Below are 17,774 nucleotides of genomic sequence, written 5' to 3'. Positions count from 1 at the left end.
GGCAGACCGCACTTCCATTTTAAGCAAAGGGAGTTTTTCTGTCATCATCATCGACATAAGTCTTTTTTCGAACCACTCGCCTAGCGAGTGGTTTTCGTTATACAAAAACACCGCTCTCCGGTTGGGAGAGCGGTGCAACAGCTGCAAAATATAAATTACTTGCGGCCAAAACGACGATTGAAGCGGTCCACACGTCCGCCGGTATCAACCAGCTTCTGCTTACCAGTGTAGAAAGGATGGCACTTGGAGCAAACTTCAACGTGGATCTCGGGCTTGGTAGAGCGGGTCTGGATCACATTGCCGCACGCACAGGTGATGGTGCAGTCAACGTAGTTGGGATGGATACCCTGTTTCATACGATTCACCTCATTTCTGGTTCTGACAAATAGGGGCCATATTCCATGTATGTGCCCATCACAACCTTCAATTTCGGCTACCCCGTCGAGCGGCCTTCGGAACGATTGCTATAGTATTATAGCACGGAATTCAGAAAATGCAAGAGGAAAATGCCCTTATTCTCCATAAAATTTCGCCTTTTCCCCACTTTCTGCCCCGGACGCGGCAAAAGCGGGCTGCCTTTGGTTCGGACAGTCCGCTTTTGCTGCGCTGGGGGATGCAGAGTGAGGATAGGTTCAGCCAATCCGCTGTTTTTTGTCCAGACGGATTTTGTCGGCAATCATGGCGATGAATTCACTGTTGGTGGGCTTGCCCCGCATATTGTGGATGGTATAACCAAAATAGCGGTTGAGGGTATCCACGTCGCCGCGGTCCCAGGCTACTTCGATGGCGTGGCGGATGGCGCGCTCCACCCGGCTGGCGGTGGTGGCGTTCTTCTGGGCGATATCGGGGTACAGCCGCTTGGTGACGGCGTTGATGTAATCCGGCGTGTCCACCGCCATCAGGATGGCTTCCCGCAGATACTGGTAGCCCTTGATGTGGGCGGGGACGCCGATCTGATGGAGGATCTCGGTGACCGTCACCTCGTCGCTGTCGGCGGTGGTAAAGGGAGAGCGCTGCTCCGGCTTGGCCGCGGCTTTCAGCACGCGGCTCACCAGGACGCTCTCGTCAAAGGGCTTCACAAAATAATAGGAGAACCCTTCGTCCAGCAGTTCCTGGACCATTTCTTCGCTCTGGAAGGCGCCGGTGACAAAAAAGGACGTGTGCCACTCCCCTGCGGCATTATACCGCTGCTTGATGGTCAGAGCATCCAGCCCGGGCATAAAAGCGTCCAGAAGCACCACGTTGGGCCGGATGGAAAGCATCTTCTGCAGAACCTTGCTGCCATCCTTTTCCACCACGGTCACGTCCACGCCTTTCTGCTCCAGCGCCTCGCGGCACAGAGGGGTGACCTCTGCTCCGGTGTCTGACATCAAAAACTTAATCTTGTCCATGATTGTTCTCCTCCCATGCGTAAAATGAACCCAGTCAAGCCCGCCGCTGCCGACACAGCGGCCGGAAGTTCGCGGTATCACTCCAAGGGGCGCATGAGAGGCCTTGCACCGGCGTCTTTTCCACAAAAGCATTGCAGCAAGCGCTTTTTCGAGCATTCCCTGGCCGTTTCGGCGAATCAGATGCACCCCGTCCTTGCACCATAGATTTTACCATATTTTACCAGTCTATTCAACAGCAAAAATTGCCATATTTTGGGAATTTTGGCCCGCCGGTTTATCTTTCTGTTCCATCAGCTCGGGTTGCGCTCACTCCTGTTCCATCATGGCGAGGAATTCCTCCTCGTTCAGCACCGGGATGCCCAGGGCGTTGGCCTTGTCCAGCTTGCTGCCGGCCGCCTCGCCGGCCACCACATAGGCTGTCTTTTTGGACACGCTGCCGCTGGCTTTGCCGCCGTTCTTCACGATCAGGGCCTCGGCCTCCTTGCGGGAAAGGCTGGACAGGGTGCCGGTCACCACAAAGGTTTTGCCCGCCAGACGGTCGGTGCGGGTCTCCCCTTTCCAGGTCATGTTGACTCCCTGTTCTGCCAGACGGCGGATCAGGTCTTCGGTGCCGTCCTTGGCAAAAAACTCCACCACGCTCTGGGCCATGATCTCGCCAAAGCCGTCGATGGTGCACAGAGCTTCCAGGTCGGCCTGCCGGATGGCGTCCATGCTGCCGAACCGTTCGGCCAGCAGGGCCGCGGCCTTATAGCCGATGTTGCGGATGCCCAGGCCAAAGAGCAGTTTGTCCAGATTGTTCTCCTTGGAGTGGGCAATGGCCCGCAGGAGGTTGTCGGCGCTCTTGTCCTTGAACTTGTCCAGGGTCAGCAGCTGCTCCTTGGTGAGGGTGTAGAGGTCTGCCGCCGACCGGACCAGGCCGCGGTCCACCAGCTGGGTGCAGACCGCCACGCCCAGTCCGTCGATGTCCATGGCGTCCCGGGACGCAAAGTGGATCAGGTTCCGCAGGGACTGGGCCGGGCATTCGGGGTTGACACACCGCAGGGCCGCTTCATCGGCCAGGTGAACCACCGGCGCGCCGCAGGAGGGGCAGACGGTGGGCATCTGATAGGGCTGAGCGCCCTCGGCGTGGGCGGTGACTCCGATCACCTCAGGTATGATGTCCCCTGCCTTGCGCACCTGGATGGTATCGCCGATGCACAGGCCAAACTGACGGATGAATTCCTCATTGTGGAGGGTGGCCCGGGCCACGGTGGTGCCGGCCAGGAACACCGGCTCAAAGGATGCGGTGGGAGTCAGCACGCCGGTGCGGCCCACCGCTACCTCGATGTCCAGCAGGCGGGTCTCCTTCACCTCGGGGGGATACTTGAAGGCGATGGCCCACCGCGGGAATTTGGCGGTGGAACCCAGCTGGGTCCGCTGGGCAAAGTCGTTTACCTTAATCACAGCGCCGTCCATATCGAAATCCAGCCCGGCGCGGCCCTGGCCGATCTGCTCGATTTCGGCAATGGCCTCCTCAATGGTGTGGACCAGATGGTAGCGGGGCGAGACCGGCAGACCCAGGCTCTTGAGGTAATCCAGGCTTCCGGCATGGGTGGTCAGCTCGGCGCCTCGGATCTGCTGTACATTAAATATAAAGATGGACAGACCCCGGCTGCCGGTGATTTTGGGGTCCTTCTGGCGCAGCGAACCGGCGGCCGCGTTGCGGGGATTTTTGAACGGAGAGCCTCCCTGCAGCTCCTGCTCCTCGCACAGCTTCTGGAAAGCAGCATGGGGCATATAGACTTCGCCGCGGACTTCCAGATACTCCGGCGCGCCTTTCAGGGTCTTGGGGATGCTGCGGATGGCCTTGACGTTCTCGGTGACGTCCTCGCCCACCACGCCGTCGCCCCGGGTGGAAGCCCGCACCAGCTGGCCGTTCTCGTATTCCAGGCTGCAGGACAAGCCGTCGATCTTGATTTCCACTACATACTCCGGTTCCACGCCGGCGTCCCGGACGCGGCGGTCAAAGTCCCGCAGTTCATCAAAGCTGAACGCGTCCAGAAGGCTTTCCATTTTGACGGCGTGGGTGACCTTGGCGAACCGCCCGCTGGGAGTGCCGCCCACGTGCTGGGTGGGGGAATCCGGGGTGACCAGCTGGGGGAAATCCGCCTCCAGCTGGCGCAGCTCACGGGTCAGGGCGTCATATTGGAAGTCCTCCAGCTCCGGGGCGTCCTGGTCGTAATATAACCGGTTATTGTACTCGATGATGGCGCGCAGCTCCTCAGCGCGCTTTTTTGCTTGTTCCAGTTCCAACATAGTTTCTCTCCTACCTTTGGTGGGGTCCCCGGGAAACGCCGGGGCACATCCACATCATACCACAAATTGCGTTTCATGAAAACGACCGGCAGGCAAAAACAATCGACAAAAAGTGTCGCCCGTTCCGTCTCAAACTGCAAAAAATGTCCGCACCCCGTTAGAATCCTCGTTCATAGCACAATATTATCATTTCAAGAAAAAGGACGGATGGCAGCCCTGTGCGGTTGACTGTAAATCTCTCGACAATATACAAAACGTATTATCGTCATTTTATAGTGCGTTGGTACGTGTATTTTTGGACTCGATTCTGCCAGAGGGCAAAAAAATACAGCGCACCGGGCAGGATGAACCTGCCGCGGTGCGCTGCAGTCAATGTAACGCTGGGTCTGATTCAGAAATCAGATCGAAATGGTGTTGCAGACGTCGATCAGGACGGGGTCGAGAGACTTGGTCATCTCCAGAGCTTCGTCCACAGGGTAGTCCACCAGAGTCTCGCCGCGCATACCGACGATGCGGTTGAACTTGCCCTCTTCGATCAGGCAGACGGCACGATAGCCCATGGCCGAAGCATTCACGCGGTCACGCAGGGTGGGCGAACCGCCGCGCTGCACGTGGCCCAGAATGGTGGCGCGGGAATCGATGCCGGTACGGGCCTGGATCTCGTTGGCGATCTCCTGTGCATGGCCCACGCCCTCGGCGACAATGATGATGAAGTGATTCTTGCCGGTCTTCTTGGTCATCTCGATGCGGTCCAGGATGTCCCGCTGCATATCGAACTCGTACTCCGGCAGCAGCACAGCCATAGCGCCCGAAGCAATGGCCACATTCAGAGCAATGTAGCCTGCGTTGCGGCCCATGACCTCGACAACGCTGCAGCGGTCATGGCTCTGGGTGGTGTCGCGCAGCTTGTCGATCATCTCCATGGCGGTGTTCATGGCGGTGTCGTAGCCGACGGTGTAGTCGGTGCAGGCGATATCGTTGTCGATGGTGCCGGGCAGGCCGATCATCGGGATGCCGCGGTGAGCCAGCGCACGGGCACCGCGGTAGGAGCCGTCGCCGCCAATCACAACCAGGGCATCGATGCCCAGCTCACGGCACTTGGCTGCGCCCTTGTCCTGACCTTCCTTGGTCTTGAACTCCAGGCAGCGGGCCGTATACAGGATCGTACCGCCGTCCTGAATGATATTCGAGACACTGCGCAGGTTCATCTCGTAGCACTCGCCGTTCAGCAGGCCGTTGTAGCCGCGCTGAATGCCGATCATACGGTAACCTTTGTGGATGCCAGTACGAACGACTGCACGCACCGCTGCATTCATGCCAGGTGCGTCGCCGCCGCTGGTCAGTACGCCAATGGATTTGATCTGTCTCTCCATAGTGGAAATCCTCCCATTCACATATGCCTTTTCCCTTTTATAAATGTTTCAATCCTTCTCATTCCCAGTGGCTCCTTCCCTGCCCTTTTGAGGGGGAAGTCTGCCTCAGCCGGGACCCTGCCGTCCCGGCCGATGTGCAGCAAAGACCCATGGGCCTGTGCCGTATTACAGACATTATAGCACATTTTGTCCAGTTTGAAAACAGTGCACCCGTCTCGATTCACTCACATACATGTTATTTTGTTGCAACATTTCCCTTGCCCAGCAGCCGTTCCAGCTCCCGGTAAAGCAGCGGATGCCCCGACGTGTACAGCCGGCGCGGTACAGCGAGCTTTTTTTGGGTGTCGCATAAATACAAAATAACCGGAATATTTCCGTCAAAGATTTCGAGCAGGTTGATGACCTTGTCGTATTCCCGGCTGCTGCGGGACGGCAAACGGATATACAGCCGCCGGGGTGCTTCCTTGACGGGATCGGGGTGATAGTCCTCCGGTGCGGCCGGGTTGTACCGGTCGATGGGGATGATGGACTCGGCCATCAGCTTGGCGGGTTCGTCCTCCCGCACCGACAGCCGGCCGTCGATGACCACGACGGCGTTTTCCTGCAGAGAATCCCGGAAGGTGTCCAGCACCCGCGGGAACACGATGACTTCCAGCGTGCCGGTCAGGTCCTCCACACTGGTAAAGGCCATCATGGAGTTGTTCTTGGTGGTCATCATCCGGTTTTTAACCACGGTACAGACGATCCGCACCTTGGTGTTGTCCAGCTGATGGGCGTCCTCCCCTGTCAGCATCTTGATGCTATGGGAGGCGTACCGGGCCGACTGCTCCCGGTAGGCGTCCAGCGGATGACCCGAAAGGTACAGTCCGCTGACCTCCTTCTCCATTTTAAGCAGGTCGCCGTGGGGATATTCAGGCAGGTTCTGCAGCTCATAGCCATCCGAGACCGGCTCTTCTCCGCCGGCCATAACCGCGAACAGGTCCAGCTGGCCTTCCAGATTCCGGCGGGCGTCGTTCTCGACGCTTTTCAGGATGCCCTCCACCGCTTCCACCTGGCTGCGGCGGGTGGCGCCCATGCAGTCAAAGGCGCCCGCCTTGATGAGGCACTCCACGGCCCGGCGGTTCAGTTCGTTGCCGTGCATCCGCTTGCAGAAATCGTAGAGGCTGGAGAATGGTTTCCCTTCCCTCTCCCGGACCACGTTCTCGATCAGGTTGCGGCCCACGTTCTTGACGGCGTTGAGGCCAAAGCGAATCTGGCCGGTGCCGTCGGCGGTGAAGCCGCCGCCCGAAATATTGATATCCGGCGGCAGAACCCGGATGCCCAGCCGGGAACACTCGGCGGTGTACTCGATGACCTTGTCGGTGTTGTCCAGAACGCTGGTCAGCAGGGCCGCCATGAACTCGGCCGGATAATGGCACTTGAGGTAGGCGGTCTGGTACGCCACATAGGCATAGCAGGCCGCATGGCTCTTGTTGAAGGCGTAGGACGCGAAGCTGGACATTTCGTCGTAGATCTCATTGGCCACCTGCTCCGAAATGCCGTTGGCCACGCAGCCCGGACACTCGTGCCCCGGCTCGGTGCATCCATGGACAAAATGTTCCCGCTCGGCCTCCATGACGTCGTGCTTCTTTTTGCTCATGGCCCGGCGGACGTTGTCGGCCTGGCCAAAGGAGAAGCCCGCCAGCTCCCGGAAAATCTGCATGACCTGCTCCTGATAGACAATGCACCCGTTAGTGACGTCCAGGATGTGGGCCAGCTGGGGCGTTTTGTAGCTGATCTTGTCCGGCTCGTGGCGGTTGCGCAGATACGTGGGGATGGAGTCCATGGGGCCGGGCCGGTACAGGCTGATGAGAGCGATGACATCTTCCAGATTCTCCGGCTGCAGGCCCATCAGGACCTGACGCATGCCCGAAGATTCCAGCTGGAACACGCCCTCGGTCTCACCGCGGCCCAGCATCTGATAGGTCTCCTTATCGTCGTAGTCCAGCCGAGCCATGGTGAAGCCGGGCTCCTTTTTCTGGACGGCGGTTTCCGCGTCCCGGATGACCGTCAGGGTGCGCAGACCCAGAAAGTCCATCTTGAGCAGGCCCAGCTCCTCAATCTCGGTCATGTTAAACTGGGTGACCGGCAGACCGTCGTTGGTGGCCAGAGGCAGATAGTAGTCCACCGGCTCCGGGGTAATGACCACGCCGGCGGCGTGGGTGGAGGCGTGCCGCGGCATGCCTTCCACCTTGGCGGCGGTGTCGATCAGTTCCTTGACCTGAGGGTCGGCGTCGTACATCTTTTTCAGCTCGCTGGAAACCTCCAGAGCCCGTTTCAGGGTCATCTTGAGTTCCATGGGGACCTGCTTGGCCACCGTATCCACATTCTGGTACGGCAGGCCCATCACCCGTCCCACGTCCCGGATGGCGTTGCGGGCGGCCATGGTACCGAAGGTGACAATCTGCGCCACATGGTCCGAGCCGTATTTCCGGTTGACGTAATCAATGACCTCCTGGCGGCGCTCGTAGCAGAAATCCACGTCGAAGTCCGGCATGCTGACTCGCTCGGGGTTGAGGAACCGCTCGAAAATCAGATTATACCGGATGGGGTCGATGTCGGTGATCCCCACGCAGTAGGCTGCGATGCTGCCGGCGCCCGAACCACGTCCCGGTCCCACCGGGATATTCTGGCTCTTGGCGAAATTGATATAGTCAAAGACAATCAGGTAGTAGTTGGTGTAGCCCATGGAGCGGATGACGCCAATTTCATAGGCCAGACGTTCCTTGTTGGCCTCGGGAACATCGGGGCCATACCGGCGCTCCAGGCCTTCCCAGCAGAGCTTTTCAAAGTAAGCCTGGTTGTCCATCCCGTCGGGGGCCTTATAGTATGGAATCTTGGTGTGGCCAAAGTCAAAATCAAACTGGCACTGCTCAGCGATTTTGACGGTATTGGCGCAGGCCTCCGGCACCATCGAAAAGAGATCGTACATCTCATCGGTGGTTTTGACGTAGAACTCGTCGGTCTGGAACTCCATCTTGTCGGCGTCCTGGATGGTCTTGCCGGTCTGGATGCACAGCAGGATCTCTTGAACCCGGGCGTCCTCCTTGCGGAGGTAGTGAGCGTCGTTGGTGGCCGCCATGGGGATGCCGGTATCCCGGGCCAGCTGGATCAGCTGGGGCAGGACGGTTTCGTCCTGGGCCAGGCCGTGGTCCTGCAGCTCGATGTAGTAGTTTCCCTGTCCAAACAGGTCGTTGTACCAGAGGGCGGCGGATTTGGCCCGCTCATAGTCCCCTGCCAGCAGGGCCTGGGGGATTTCACCTGCCAGACAGGCCGACAGGCAGATCAGTCCCTCATGGTACTGTTCCAGCAGCTGCTTGTCCACCCGGGGCTTGGAGTAAAAGCCCTCGGTGAAGGCGGCCGACACCATCTTGATGAGATTTTTGTAGCCGGTTTCATTCTTGCACAGCAAAATCAGATGGTTGTTGCCGTCGATCTTGTTGACCTTGTCAAACCGGGTGCGGGTGGCCACATAGACCTCGCACCCGATGATGGGCTGAATGCCGGCCTTTTTGGCGGCCTTGTAAAACTGCACGCAGCCGTACATGACACCGTGGTCGGTGCAGGCGACGGCAGTCTGGCCGCACTCCTTGACCCGGTCCATCAGCTGGTCAATCCGGCAGGCGCCATCCAGCAGGCTGTATTCGGTGTGAAGATGCAGGTGCACAAAGCCGCGCTGTGCGGCGGTGGATTCACTCACGGTGTGGATTCCCCCCCTCTTTCCGGGCCCGCAGGTCGGCCGACATCGCCTCCAGGCGTTTCAGCCGGTGGGCCAGGCCCGATTTGCTGGGCCGCGGCTCAAATGTTTCGCACAGGGCCGCCAGAGACAGCTCCGGGTACTGAAGCCGCTTGACGGCGGTTTCCCGCAGCGGCTCAGGCAGAGTCTCCAGGGCATCCTGCTCCTGAAGATACCGCAGCGCCTTGATGGCCGAGGCGTTGGCCCGCACCATCTTGCCCAGGTTGGCGGTCTCGCAGTTGGTATAACGATTGACCTGATTGCGGACCGACTTGACGGCCCGCTCGGTGTTCATCAGGCCGGCGGCCTTTTCTGCCCCCATGAAAACCAGCAGGGACTGAATGTTGGCGCAGGCCTTGAGATAAACAACGTTGACCCCTTTGCGGCGGCTGCGCCGGGGGGCAAACTCATGCTCTGCCAGCAGAGCTTCAAAATCCCGCGCCAGATTGGTACGCGGGGTGGTAAATTCGAGATGATAGCCTTTCTGGGGATCGGTGACGGTGCCGCAGCAGAGAAATGCAGCCCCTACATAGGCGCTGACGCTCTTGGGGCTGCGGATCAGGGCCGGGTCAATCTGGAGGCTTGTCTCATTGCCATTGGTCCCGAAAAGGGCGTGCATCTGGCTCACCTGTTCCGGCTGGCTGATGCTGAACTCATACATGGGGCCGCTGGCGTGATCCCGGCTGCGGACCTCGCCGCGGATGCCGCAGCGCGCAAAGCACTGCCGGGCATAGTCGGCGGTCTCAGCCTGTTCGGTCTGGATCACCAGGCCCCTGGCATCAAAATGTTTTGCAAAGCAGGCCAGCCCATAGCAGGCCGCCCGAACGGTATTTTCTCCGGTGAGCTCCCGCCCGGCGATCTCGCATCTGGCCTCGGAGGCAAAGCTCATGCTCTGTTCCTTCCTTTTTATAATAGGTTTACCGGGCGGCGTCCCGGTGCTGAATGCTGACGGCGTAGCCCAGCTGTTCGCAGTATTCGGCGATCTTGCGGGCAAAGGTGATGGAGCGGTGTTTGCCGCCGGTGCATCCCACTGCGATGGTCAGCTCGCTCTTGCCTTCCTTGACATACAGGGGGATGGCGTAATCCAGCAGGTATTCAATCCGCTTCAAAAGCTCCCTGGACTCGGCAAACTGCATCACATAGTCCACCACTTCCTGGTCCATGCCGGTTTTATGCTTGAGGCCCGGCACATAGAAGGGGTTGGGCAGGCAGCGCACGTCCAGCACCAGGTCTGCCTCGCCCGGCAGACCGAACTTGAACCCAAAGGACATGACGTTCAGACGCATGGCAGCCTTGGCCCCGCCGCCCGGCAGGAACAGATCGCAGATCCGCTCCTTGTTCTGGGCGGTGGACAGCAAAGTAGAGTCGATGACGTAGTCGGCACGGTCCAGCAGAGGCTGCAGGATTTCCCGTTCCCGGGCCAGGGCCTCGGTGGTGGGGATATCCTCCGCCTGGCTGATGGGGTGGCGGCGGCGTGTCTCTTTGTAGCGGCGGCAGAGGACCTCGTCCGAGGCATCCAGGAAGAGGATTTTATAGGGCGTCTGCTGCAGATCCAGCTGGGCCAGCGCCTCCCGGATTTCCTCCCGGGTGCGGCAGCCCCGCACGTCCATCGAGATGGCCACCCGGTCCAGCTGGCTGTCGCCGGCCCGGGAAAAGGCCACGATTTTCGGCAGCAGCCAGGCCGGGATATTGTCCATACAGAAATACCCGATATCCTCCAGCGCATTCATCGAGACGGATTTGCCCGCCCCCGAAAGTCCGCTTACAATCAACAGCTCCATAACCGCTCCCCTACTTCCTTCAACATTCTACAACCCGGATCTCCTTTTCCAGAGTAAAGCCGGTTTGTTCCCTCACAATGGTCTGGACTTCCTGGCAGAGGGCCAGCACATCGGCGCAGGTGGCCCCGCCCAGATTCACCACAAAGCCGCAGTGCTTCTCACTGATGGCGGCCCCGCCGTGGCGGTGGCCCCGCAGCCCGCACTGTTCGATCAGCGCGCCCGCAAAAGCGCCCACCGGGCGCTTGAAAGTGCTGCCTGCGCTGGGCTTATCCAGGGGCTGCTTGTCGCGGCGGCGGCCCATCAGTTCGTTCATCTGGTCGCTGATTTTCTGGGGATCACCCGGCGTCAGCCGCACCTGGGCCGAGAGGATGCAGTCCCCGTTGTCCTCAAAGATGCTGTGGCGATAGCTCAAATCCAGCCCGGCGGCAGGCGTCTCCACGATCTCGCCCTCGGCGGTCAGATGCCGCACCAAGACCAGAACGTCCTTCATCTCTCCGCCATAGGCGCCGGCGTTCATATACACGGCGCCGCCCACGGTGCCGGGAATGCCATAGGCAAATTCCAGACCGGTGAGCCCGGCCTGCAGGGCTGCCATGCAGAGCATGCTCAGGGGCATGCCGGCCGGAGCCCACAGGGTATCTCCTTCCTGCTGGATTTCGCCCTTCATGCCGGCCAGGCAGATGACGGCGCCGTTCCAGCCCTTATCCCCAAAGAGGATGTTGCTGCCGTTGCCCAGAATATAGCAGGGCACCGACAGGGATTTGCACAGGGTGACGGCTTTGCACAGCTCTTCTTCCCGGGTGGGCCGGATGAAAAAGGCTGCCGGGCCGCCGATTTTAAAGGTGGTATGGGCGGACAGCGGCTCCTGTTCCTGATAGGGAACGCCGGCTGCGTCCAGCCCTGCTCTCAATGCGTCGATGGTGTTCTGTTCCAAGGCTCTGCCCTCTCAGTCTACCGTATCGTCCAGACCCAGACGGATCAGCAGCTCCTTGGCTGCGTTGTAACCCATCTTCTTCTGGCGGTTGTTGATGGCGGCTGTCTCCAGCACCACGGCCAGGTTGCGTCCGGGAGAAACCGGAATGGCCGTGCTGGGGATCTTGACCCCCAGAATCTCATAGTACTCGGTCTCCAGACCGGTGCGCTGATAGTTTTTGGTGGGGTCCCAGGCTTCCAGCTGGACCACCAGGTCCACCGTCTCGGTGACCTTGACGGCGCCCACGCCGTACACGCGGGCGACGTTGACAATGCCGATGCCCCGCAGCTCGATGAAGTGGCGGATATTCTCGGGGGCGGTGCCCATGATCTGACGGTTGGAAACCTTGCGCAGCTCGACGGCGTCGTCGGCCACCAGACGGTGGCCCCGCTTGACCAGCTCAATGGCCAGCTCGCTCTTGCCGATGCCGCTGTCGCCCAGGATCAGGATGCCCTCGCCGTACACTTCCACCAGAACGCCGTGCCGGGTGATGCGGGGGGCCAGCTCCATGTTCAGATAGCTGATGAGGCTGCCCATCAGAACGCAGGTGGCCTCGTTGGAGCGCAGCAGCGCAACCTTATACTTCTGAGCCAGCTCCAGCATCTCGGGGAACGGGGTCAGCTCATCGCTGCGGGAGACAATCACCGCCGGCGGCATCTGGCCGAACAGATGGTCCAGGGCCTCATAGCGGCGGTCGGGCGTCTGGACCGACAGAAAGTTCATCTCGGCCAGACCCATGATCTGCAGACGCAGGTTGTCAAAGTACTCATAGTACCCCGCCAGGAACAGGCCCGGGCGGTTGACCTCGGCGATCTCAACGTTGATTTCGCTCAGATCCCGGGGGCTGTAGACCACCTCCATATTGACCCGCTCGGACAGTTTGGCGAGTGATACGGTAAAATTTTCCATCCTTATTTCCTCCCTGTGACCGGCTGCGTCCGGCAGCCGTCCGTTTCGGTCGGGACTTGCAGGCTGTGCGCAAATTTCCCATTTTTTATATTATAATCAAAACCGGTTGGGATTACAATTCCCACAAGGTCATTTTTGTCTTATTGCGTCTGAGCCCATTCTCTTGTATACTGTTGAAGGCGGACGTGAACCATCGCTTTATGTAAACTGGCCTTTACGTAGATTTTACATATTGCCGATTTCACATTTTACATTGCCGCACTATACTTAAATCAAGTACAAGTAAAATTCTTGTAAGAAACATCTCAATGCTGAGCACCGCGCAGGCCAGTTGGATGATACGTGCGCTGCTTTTCCTTGAGAACCGGACACACCGCAGAAACGAGGATATGTATGACAATCACAAATCTATTTTCTCTCCTTGGCGGCCTGGCTCTGTTCCTCTACGGAATGGATTTGATGGGCAAATCCCTTGAGCGGCAGGCTGGCAGCCAGCTGCAGAAAATTCTCAGCCGCCTGACGGACAACCCTGTCAAGGGCTTCCTGTTGGGCCTGGTGGTCACCGCCGTCATCCAGAGTTCCAGCGCCACCACCGTCATGGTGGTCGGCTTCGTCAACAGCGGCATCATGGAGCTGCACCAGGCCATCGGCATTATCATGGGCAGCAACGTGGGCACCACTGTCACCAGCTGGATTCTCAGCTTGACCGGCCTGGAGGGCGACAGCCTGCTGATTCAGATGCTGAAACCCTCCACCTTCAGCCCCCTGCTGGCGTTCATCGGCATCCTGATGTTCATGTTCGGCGGCGAGCGCAAGAAGGGCATCGGCGGCATCCTGGTGGGCTTCGCCATCCTGATGACCGGCATGACCGCTATGTCCGACTCGGTCGCTCCGCTGGAGAATGAGCCCTGGTTCACCGAGCTGTTTGTCCGCTTCTCCAACCCCATCCTGGGTGTTCTGGTGGGCACACTGGTCACCGCCGTCATCCAGAGTTCCAGCGCCAGCGTCGGTATTCTGCAGGCTCTCAGCTCCACCGGCGTCATCACCTTTGGCAGCGCCATCCCCATCATCATGGGCCAGAACATCGGCACCTGTGCCACGGCTCTGATTTCTTCGGTGGGCACCAACAAGAACGCCCGCCGTGCTGCCATCGTCCACCTGTACTTCAACATCATCGGCGTGGTGGTCTTCCTGGTGGCCTTCTACGGCCTGAATGCCGTGTTCCAGTTCTCCTTCATCGGTGACGTGATCGAGCCCTGGGGCATCGCCGTGGTTCACTCCGCCTTCAACCTGGGCGCCACCGCCCTGCTGCTCCCCTTCACCAGTCTGCTGGAGCGTCTGGCTTACCTGACCATCCCCGACGACGAGAAGAAAGAGCGCTTCACCCTGCTGGACGAGCGTCTGCTGAACACCCCCTCTGTGGCAGCTGACCAGGCCCGTTCCGTCACTTCCAAGATGGCCGAGACCGCCCGCATCGGTGTGCTGCAGGCCATGAGCCTGACCCGCAAGTGGGACGCCACCCTGGCCCAGAAGGTCAAGGAAGAAGAAAAGCAGGTGGACAACTACGAGGACGCGCTGGGCACCTATCTGGTCAAGCTGTCCAGCTACGAGCTCAACCACGACGACAGCCAGCAGGTCAATACCCTGCTGCACACCATCAGCGACTTTGAGCGGATCAGCGACTACTCCATCAACCTGCTGAACTCCGCCCAGGAAATCCACGACAAGTCCATCACCTTCTCGGTGGACGCCCAGGAGGAACTGAGCGTCCTGGAGGATGTGGTGCAGGATCTGCTGAACCGCACCACCGAAGCCTTCCGTCAGGGTGACCTGCACCTGGCCAGCAAGGTGGAACCGATGGAGTCGGTGGTCAACGAGCTGGTCCGCGCCATCAAGGCCCGCCACATCGCCCGTCTGCAGGCCGGCAGCTGCTCCATCACCTATGGTTTTGTGCTGGACGACCTGCTGACCAGCTATTCCCGCATCAGCGCACACTGCAGCAACATCGCCGTGGCCCAGATCGAGGTCGCGCAGGACAGCTTTGACACCCACGCTTATCTGTCGGATCTGCGGCACAACCGCGCCGCCGAGGAGAGCGAAGCGTTCCAGCGCAGAGTCGACCGCTACCGTGCACGTTATTCCTTCCCCGGGTCCAACGAAGCTGCTGCCGAAAAGAAATCTGCAGAGGCTGACAAGGCCCAAAAGGAGGAAGGCAACGCATGATCTATATTGTAGAGGATGACGCATCCATCCGGGAACTGGAACAGTATGCACTCCAGTCCAGCGGATACGATGTACGTTCCTTCGAGGAACCGGAGGCCTTTTGGCACGCCATGAAAACCTCGGAGCCGGAGCTGGTCATTCTGGACGTCATGCTGCCGGGGGAGGACGGCTTCTCCATCCTGAAGAAGCTGCGCAACTCCCCCACCCTGCGCCAGCTGCCCATCATCATGGTGACGGCCAAGTCCAGCGAGCTGGACACCGTCCGCGGTCTGGACTGCGGCGCAGACGACTATATCACCAAGCCCTTCGGCATCATGGAATTCCTCAGCCGGGTGCGGGCGGCGCTCCGCCGCTCGGCTCCGCCGGCCAAACCCAACGTCTACTCCTTCCACGAGCTGCTGCTGGACAATGCCCGTCACAGCGTCACGGTGGGCGACACCCCGGTGGATCTGACCTACAAGGAGTACAGCCTGCTGCGTCTGCTGCTGGAAAACACCAATCTGGTGGTGACCCGCGAGACCATCCTGCAGGTGGTGTGGGGCACCGACATTTCGGTGGAAAGCCGGACGGTGGACATGCACATCCGCACCCTGCGCAAAAAGCTGGGCAGCGCGGGCAGCTACATCCTCACCGTCCGCAAGGTCGGCTATAAGCTGGCCGACAGCGAGGAGGGCAGCGAGGAATGAAAACCCGCAGCATGGAGGAAACCATCAGCCGCCGGCTCTATACCATGGGGCTGATGGGCGTGGTGCTGGCGGCGGCGGTCTGCATCTTTGTCTTTCACCGCGCTTTCACCATGCAGGCCTGGAGGGCTCTGGAAAACGAATCCGCCATCCTGGTGTCCCAGTACGAACACGACACCCAGAGCCTGAGCAACTTCGCCTATGACCGCGTCCGCATCACCCTGATTTCCCCCGACGGCACCGTCCTCTATGAGTCCACCGACGCCGACGAGCAGGAGGAGATGGAAAACCATCTCTCCCGCCCCGAGGTCCAGCAGGCCTTTTCGTCCGGCAAGGGAAAGGACATCCGCGACTCGGCTACCACCGGCTATGAAACCTACTACTATGCAGTTCTCCTGCAGGATGGCAACGTCCTGCGCATCGGCCAGGATGCCCAGACCATCTGGACCCTGTACAATGAAGCTCTGCCGGCCATTCTGTTCAGCTGTCTGGTGATTCTGGGCATCGGGGTTTTGCTGGCAAGGGTTCTCACCCGCCGCCTGGTCCGCCCCATGCTGAACATGGCCCACGATCTGGACCGCATCCAGGAAAACGTTCCCTATACTGAGCTGGTTCCCTTTGCGGACGCCATCTGTTCTGACCGCGCCGTGCGGGAGAGCAACGAAAAAATGCGCCAGGAGTTCACCGCCAACGTCAGCCACGAACTCAAGACGCCTTTGACCAGTATTTCGGGCTATGCGGAAATGATCGAGACCGGGCTGGCCCGTCCCGAGGACATCGTTTCTTTCGGGCAGAAAATCCACAGCGAGGCCAGCCGGATGATCCGTCTGGTGAACGACATCATTCAGTTGTCCCACCTGGATTCCTCCGGCGGCACCCATGACTCCCCTGTCATGGAGCCGGTGGACCTGTCGGTCCTCGCCAAGGAATGCACCGACCGGCTCAAGATGAACGCCCGCCGCGCCTACGTCACCCTGAACGTACAGGGCGAAGGGGTTCAGGTCGTCGGCTCCCCCAACCTGCTGGAGGAACTGTGCCAGAACCTGTGCGACAACGCCATCCGGTACAATCAGCCGGGCGGCCGGGTCCTCTTAAAGACCGGCCACAACGAGGAAGGCTGTCCCTACCTCATGGTTCAGGACAACGGCATCGGCATTCCCAAGGAGGCACAGGCCAGCGTCTTTGAGCGGTTCTATCGGGTAGACAAGAGCCGCAGCAAAGCCACCGGCGGCACCGGTCTGGGTCTGGCCATCGTCAAGCAGATCGCCCGCATCCACGGGGCCCGCATCACGCTGGATAGCGAGCTGGGCCAGGGTACCACCGTCACGATCACCTTTGAATCCAAACCTCAATAAACGGCAACGTCTGTCCGCAGCTGCGGGCAGGCGTTTTTTGTTGGGTCCAGACGGGCCGCGCTGCCATCCCGCAGAGCGGCACAGGCCCCCAGACCAATCAGGTCCTGCCCGGCCTGCCATCGCTCCTGCAAAAGCTGGGTGCACAGGGTTCCCAGCTGGGCCAGCTCCTCCGGGGTGGGGTCGGCGCTGTCTGCCGCCGTCTGGCAGTCCAGCCGAACGGCAAAGCTGCCGTCACCTTCCACCGCCACACTCAACAGCGGCCGGCGCAGCGTCAAGGGGTGCTCCCCCATCCAAAAGGTGAATTCCTCGCCCCGTCCTGTCAGGAGGCGGTAAACCGCCGTTTTCTGGGCGTCCCATTGGGTCTGCTCGGTCTGGGAGAGAAACCACCCCTCCGGCTGGACGGAGAGCACATCTTCCTCCACCGCCAGAAGAGGCAGCAGCAGGCCCCCGTCGGTCCGGGTTTCATACAGACGCGGTGAGGAACGCTGGGCCTGTTTCAGGGTCTGCAGCAGGGCGGTCAGCAGTTCGCCGCTCTCCTCGGTGGCTTCCGACAGATCCTCACAGGTAAAATCGCAGGCAGCCATCAGGGCGCTGGTCCGGCCGCACTGGCGGGTCAGCACCAGGGATTCGTACTCGCTGATGGTCTGCCAGCTGCTTCCCGGCAGCAACAGCAGATAGTCACACAGGCGGAAATTGGCGTCCAGCGGCAAAAGGGAGGCGGCATTGTTCAGGGCGCGTTCCAGGTTGGGGCCCTGGGCCGCCGCAAAACCGATGCCGTCCGACACCTCAGAGGAATCCGCCGAGGCCTCGGGGGCCTGGTAGAGAAGGCCGACGGTCCAGTCTGTCTCCCCCTGCTCCAGCAGGATGGCGCGGACCATGCTTTTTTCGGTGGTGTCGGTGCGGGCAAAGGCCAAACAAAACGCCGCCAGCAGCGCGGCGGCCAGATACTTGAGGGTGCGGCCACGGCTTGCCATATTTCCGCCTCCTTGCAGAAGAAATTGAAACATCTTGATTGT

13 protein-coding genes are annotated in these 17,774 nt (G+C 60.0%); 3 read left to right on the top strand and 10 right to left on the bottom strand.

Features of this window, described 5'->3' with window-relative positions; all coding sequences use genetic code 11:
* Window positions 1–155: 155 nt before the first annotated feature.
* The 9 genes from rpmE to hprK all read right to left on the bottom strand — a co-directional run bounded on the left by rpmE (window position 156) and on the right by hprK (window position 12,497).
* On the bottom strand, window positions 156–356 hold the full coding sequence (gene rpmE / locus B5F27_RS11640) for a 50S ribosomal protein L31 (RefSeq protein ID WP_087245606.1): 201 nt from the start codon (window positions 354–356) through the stop codon (window positions 156–158).
* A 276-nt stretch (window positions 357–632) separates the two neighbouring features.
* Window positions 633–1,391, bottom strand: a complete 759-nt coding sequence (spo0A, locus tag B5F27_RS11635; RefSeq protein WP_087245604.1) for a sporulation transcription factor Spo0A — start codon at window positions 1,389–1,391, stop codon at window positions 633–635.
* Window positions 1,392–1,697: 306 nt separating this feature from the next.
* Complete coding sequence (gene ligA, locus B5F27_RS11630) at window positions 1,698–3,686, bottom strand: NAD-dependent DNA ligase LigA (RefSeq protein ID WP_087367848.1); 1,989 nt, start codon at window positions 3,684–3,686, stop codon at window positions 1,698–1,700.
* A gap of 398 nt (window positions 3,687–4,084) precedes the next feature.
* Window positions 4,085–5,059, bottom strand: coding sequence for a 6-phosphofructokinase (gene pfkA / locus B5F27_RS11625; RefSeq protein ID WP_087245600.1), 975 nt, complete (start codon window positions 5,057–5,059; stop codon window positions 4,085–4,087).
* A 235-nt stretch (window positions 5,060–5,294) separates the two neighbouring features.
* Complete coding sequence (locus tag B5F27_RS11620) at window positions 5,295–8,798, bottom strand: DNA polymerase III subunit alpha (RefSeq protein WP_087367846.1); 3,504 nt, start codon at window positions 8,796–8,798, stop codon at window positions 5,295–5,297.
* The gene (whiA, locus tag B5F27_RS11615; protein ID WP_087367843.1) at window positions 8,791–9,723 is read right to left on the bottom strand and encodes a DNA-binding protein WhiA; all 933 of its coding nucleotides are present in this window, start codon (window positions 9,721–9,723) and stop codon (window positions 8,791–8,793) included. Before whiA ends, B5F27_RS11620 begins: the two co-directional genes overlap by 8 nt.
* 28 nt (window positions 9,724–9,751) lie before the next feature.
* On the bottom strand, window positions 9,752–10,615 hold the full coding sequence (rapZ, locus tag B5F27_RS11610) for an RNase adapter RapZ (protein ID WP_087245595.1): 864 nt from the start codon (window positions 10,613–10,615) through the stop codon (window positions 9,752–9,754).
* A gap of 19 nt (window positions 10,616–10,634) precedes the next feature.
* Window positions 10,635–11,534: a UDP-N-acetylmuramate dehydrogenase gene (gene murB, locus B5F27_RS11605; RefSeq protein WP_087367853.1), complete on the bottom strand. Its 900-nt coding sequence runs from the start codon at window positions 11,532–11,534 to the stop codon at window positions 10,635–10,637.
* Between the two features lie 27 nt (window positions 11,535–11,561).
* Complete coding sequence (gene hprK, locus B5F27_RS11600) at window positions 11,562–12,497, bottom strand: HPr(Ser) kinase/phosphatase (protein WP_087245593.1); 936 nt, start codon at window positions 12,495–12,497, stop codon at window positions 11,562–11,564.
* Between the two features lie 393 nt (window positions 12,498–12,890).
* Here hprK and B5F27_RS11595 point away from each other — a divergent pair, with 393 nt between their 5' ends.
* From B5F27_RS11595 to B5F27_RS11585, 3 genes are read left to right on the top strand one after another with little or no spacing between them, the layout of a single operon-like run.
* Window positions 12,891–14,720 (top strand): Na/Pi cotransporter family protein, encoded by a 1,830-nt coding sequence (locus B5F27_RS11595; RefSeq protein ID WP_087367841.1) that lies wholly within the window; start codon window positions 12,891–12,893, stop codon window positions 14,718–14,720.
* A complete protein-coding gene (locus tag B5F27_RS11590; protein ID WP_087245589.1) occupies window positions 14,717–15,406 on the top strand; it encodes a response regulator transcription factor in 690 nt (229 codons plus the stop codon). Before B5F27_RS11595 ends, B5F27_RS11590 begins: the two co-directional genes overlap by 4 nt.
* Window positions 15,403–16,758: an ATP-binding protein gene (locus B5F27_RS11585; protein WP_087245587.1), complete on the top strand. Its 1,356-nt coding sequence runs from the start codon at window positions 15,403–15,405 to the stop codon at window positions 16,756–16,758. The genes B5F27_RS11590 and B5F27_RS11585 overlap by 4 nt, the downstream gene beginning before the upstream one ends.
* On the opposite strand, the gene B5F27_RS16825 is transcribed toward B5F27_RS11585, so the two are convergent.
* Window positions 16,752–17,732 (bottom strand): hypothetical protein, encoded by a 981-nt coding sequence (locus tag B5F27_RS16825; RefSeq protein ID WP_087367837.1) that lies wholly within the window; start codon window positions 17,730–17,732, stop codon window positions 16,752–16,754. The genes B5F27_RS11585 and B5F27_RS16825 overlap by 7 nt on opposite strands.
* Window positions 17,733–17,774: the final 42 nt, after the last annotated feature.

The organism is Faecalibacterium sp. An192 (assembly GCF_002160175.1).
Classification (GTDB): Bacteria; Bacillota; Clostridia; order Oscillospirales; family Ruminococcaceae; genus Faecalibacterium.
Note: the sequence above shows the minus strand (reverse complement) of the source record. Positions and strands in the feature narration are given on the sequence as shown.

What these genes read in the sequence shown, in the direction of transcription:
- rpmE (WP_087245606.1), bottom strand. Translation starts at nt 356, where the DNA reads ATGAAACAGGGTATCCATCCCAACTACGTTGACTGCACCATCACCTGT.
- spo0A (WP_087245604.1), bottom strand. Translation starts at nt 1,391, where the DNA reads ATGGACAAGATTAAGTTTTTGATGTCAGACACCGGAGCAGAGGTCACC.
- ligA (WP_087367848.1), bottom strand. Translation starts at nt 3,686, where the DNA reads ATGTTGGAACTGGAACAAGCAAAAAAGCGCGCTGAGGAGCTGCGCGCC.
- pfkA (WP_087245600.1), bottom strand. Translation starts at nt 5,059, where the DNA reads ATGGAGAGACAGATCAAATCCATTGGCGTACTGACCAGCGGCGGCGAC.
- whiA (WP_087367843.1), bottom strand. Translation starts at nt 9,723, where the DNA reads ATGAGCTTTGCCTCCGAGGCCAGATGCGAGATCGCCGGGCGGGAGCTC.
- rapZ (WP_087245595.1), bottom strand. Translation starts at nt 10,615, where the DNA reads ATGGAGCTGTTGATTGTAAGCGGACTTTCGGGGGCGGGCAAATCCGTC.
- hprK (WP_087245593.1), bottom strand. Translation starts at nt 12,497, where the DNA reads ATGGAAAATTTTACCGTATCACTCGCCAAACTGTCCGAGCGGGTCAAT.
- B5F27_RS11595 (WP_087367841.1), top strand. Translation starts at nt 12,891, where the DNA reads ATGACAATCACAAATCTATTTTCTCTCCTTGGCGGCCTGGCTCTGTTC.
- B5F27_RS11590 (WP_087245589.1), top strand. Translation starts at nt 14,717, where the DNA reads ATGATCTATATTGTAGAGGATGACGCATCCATCCGGGAACTGGAACAG.
- B5F27_RS11585 (WP_087245587.1), top strand. Translation starts at nt 15,403, where the DNA reads ATGAAAACCCGCAGCATGGAGGAAACCATCAGCCGCCGGCTCTATACC.
- B5F27_RS16825 (WP_087367837.1), bottom strand. Translation starts at nt 17,732, where the DNA reads ATGGCAAGCCGTGGCCGCACCCTCAAGTATCTGGCCGCCGCGCTGCTG.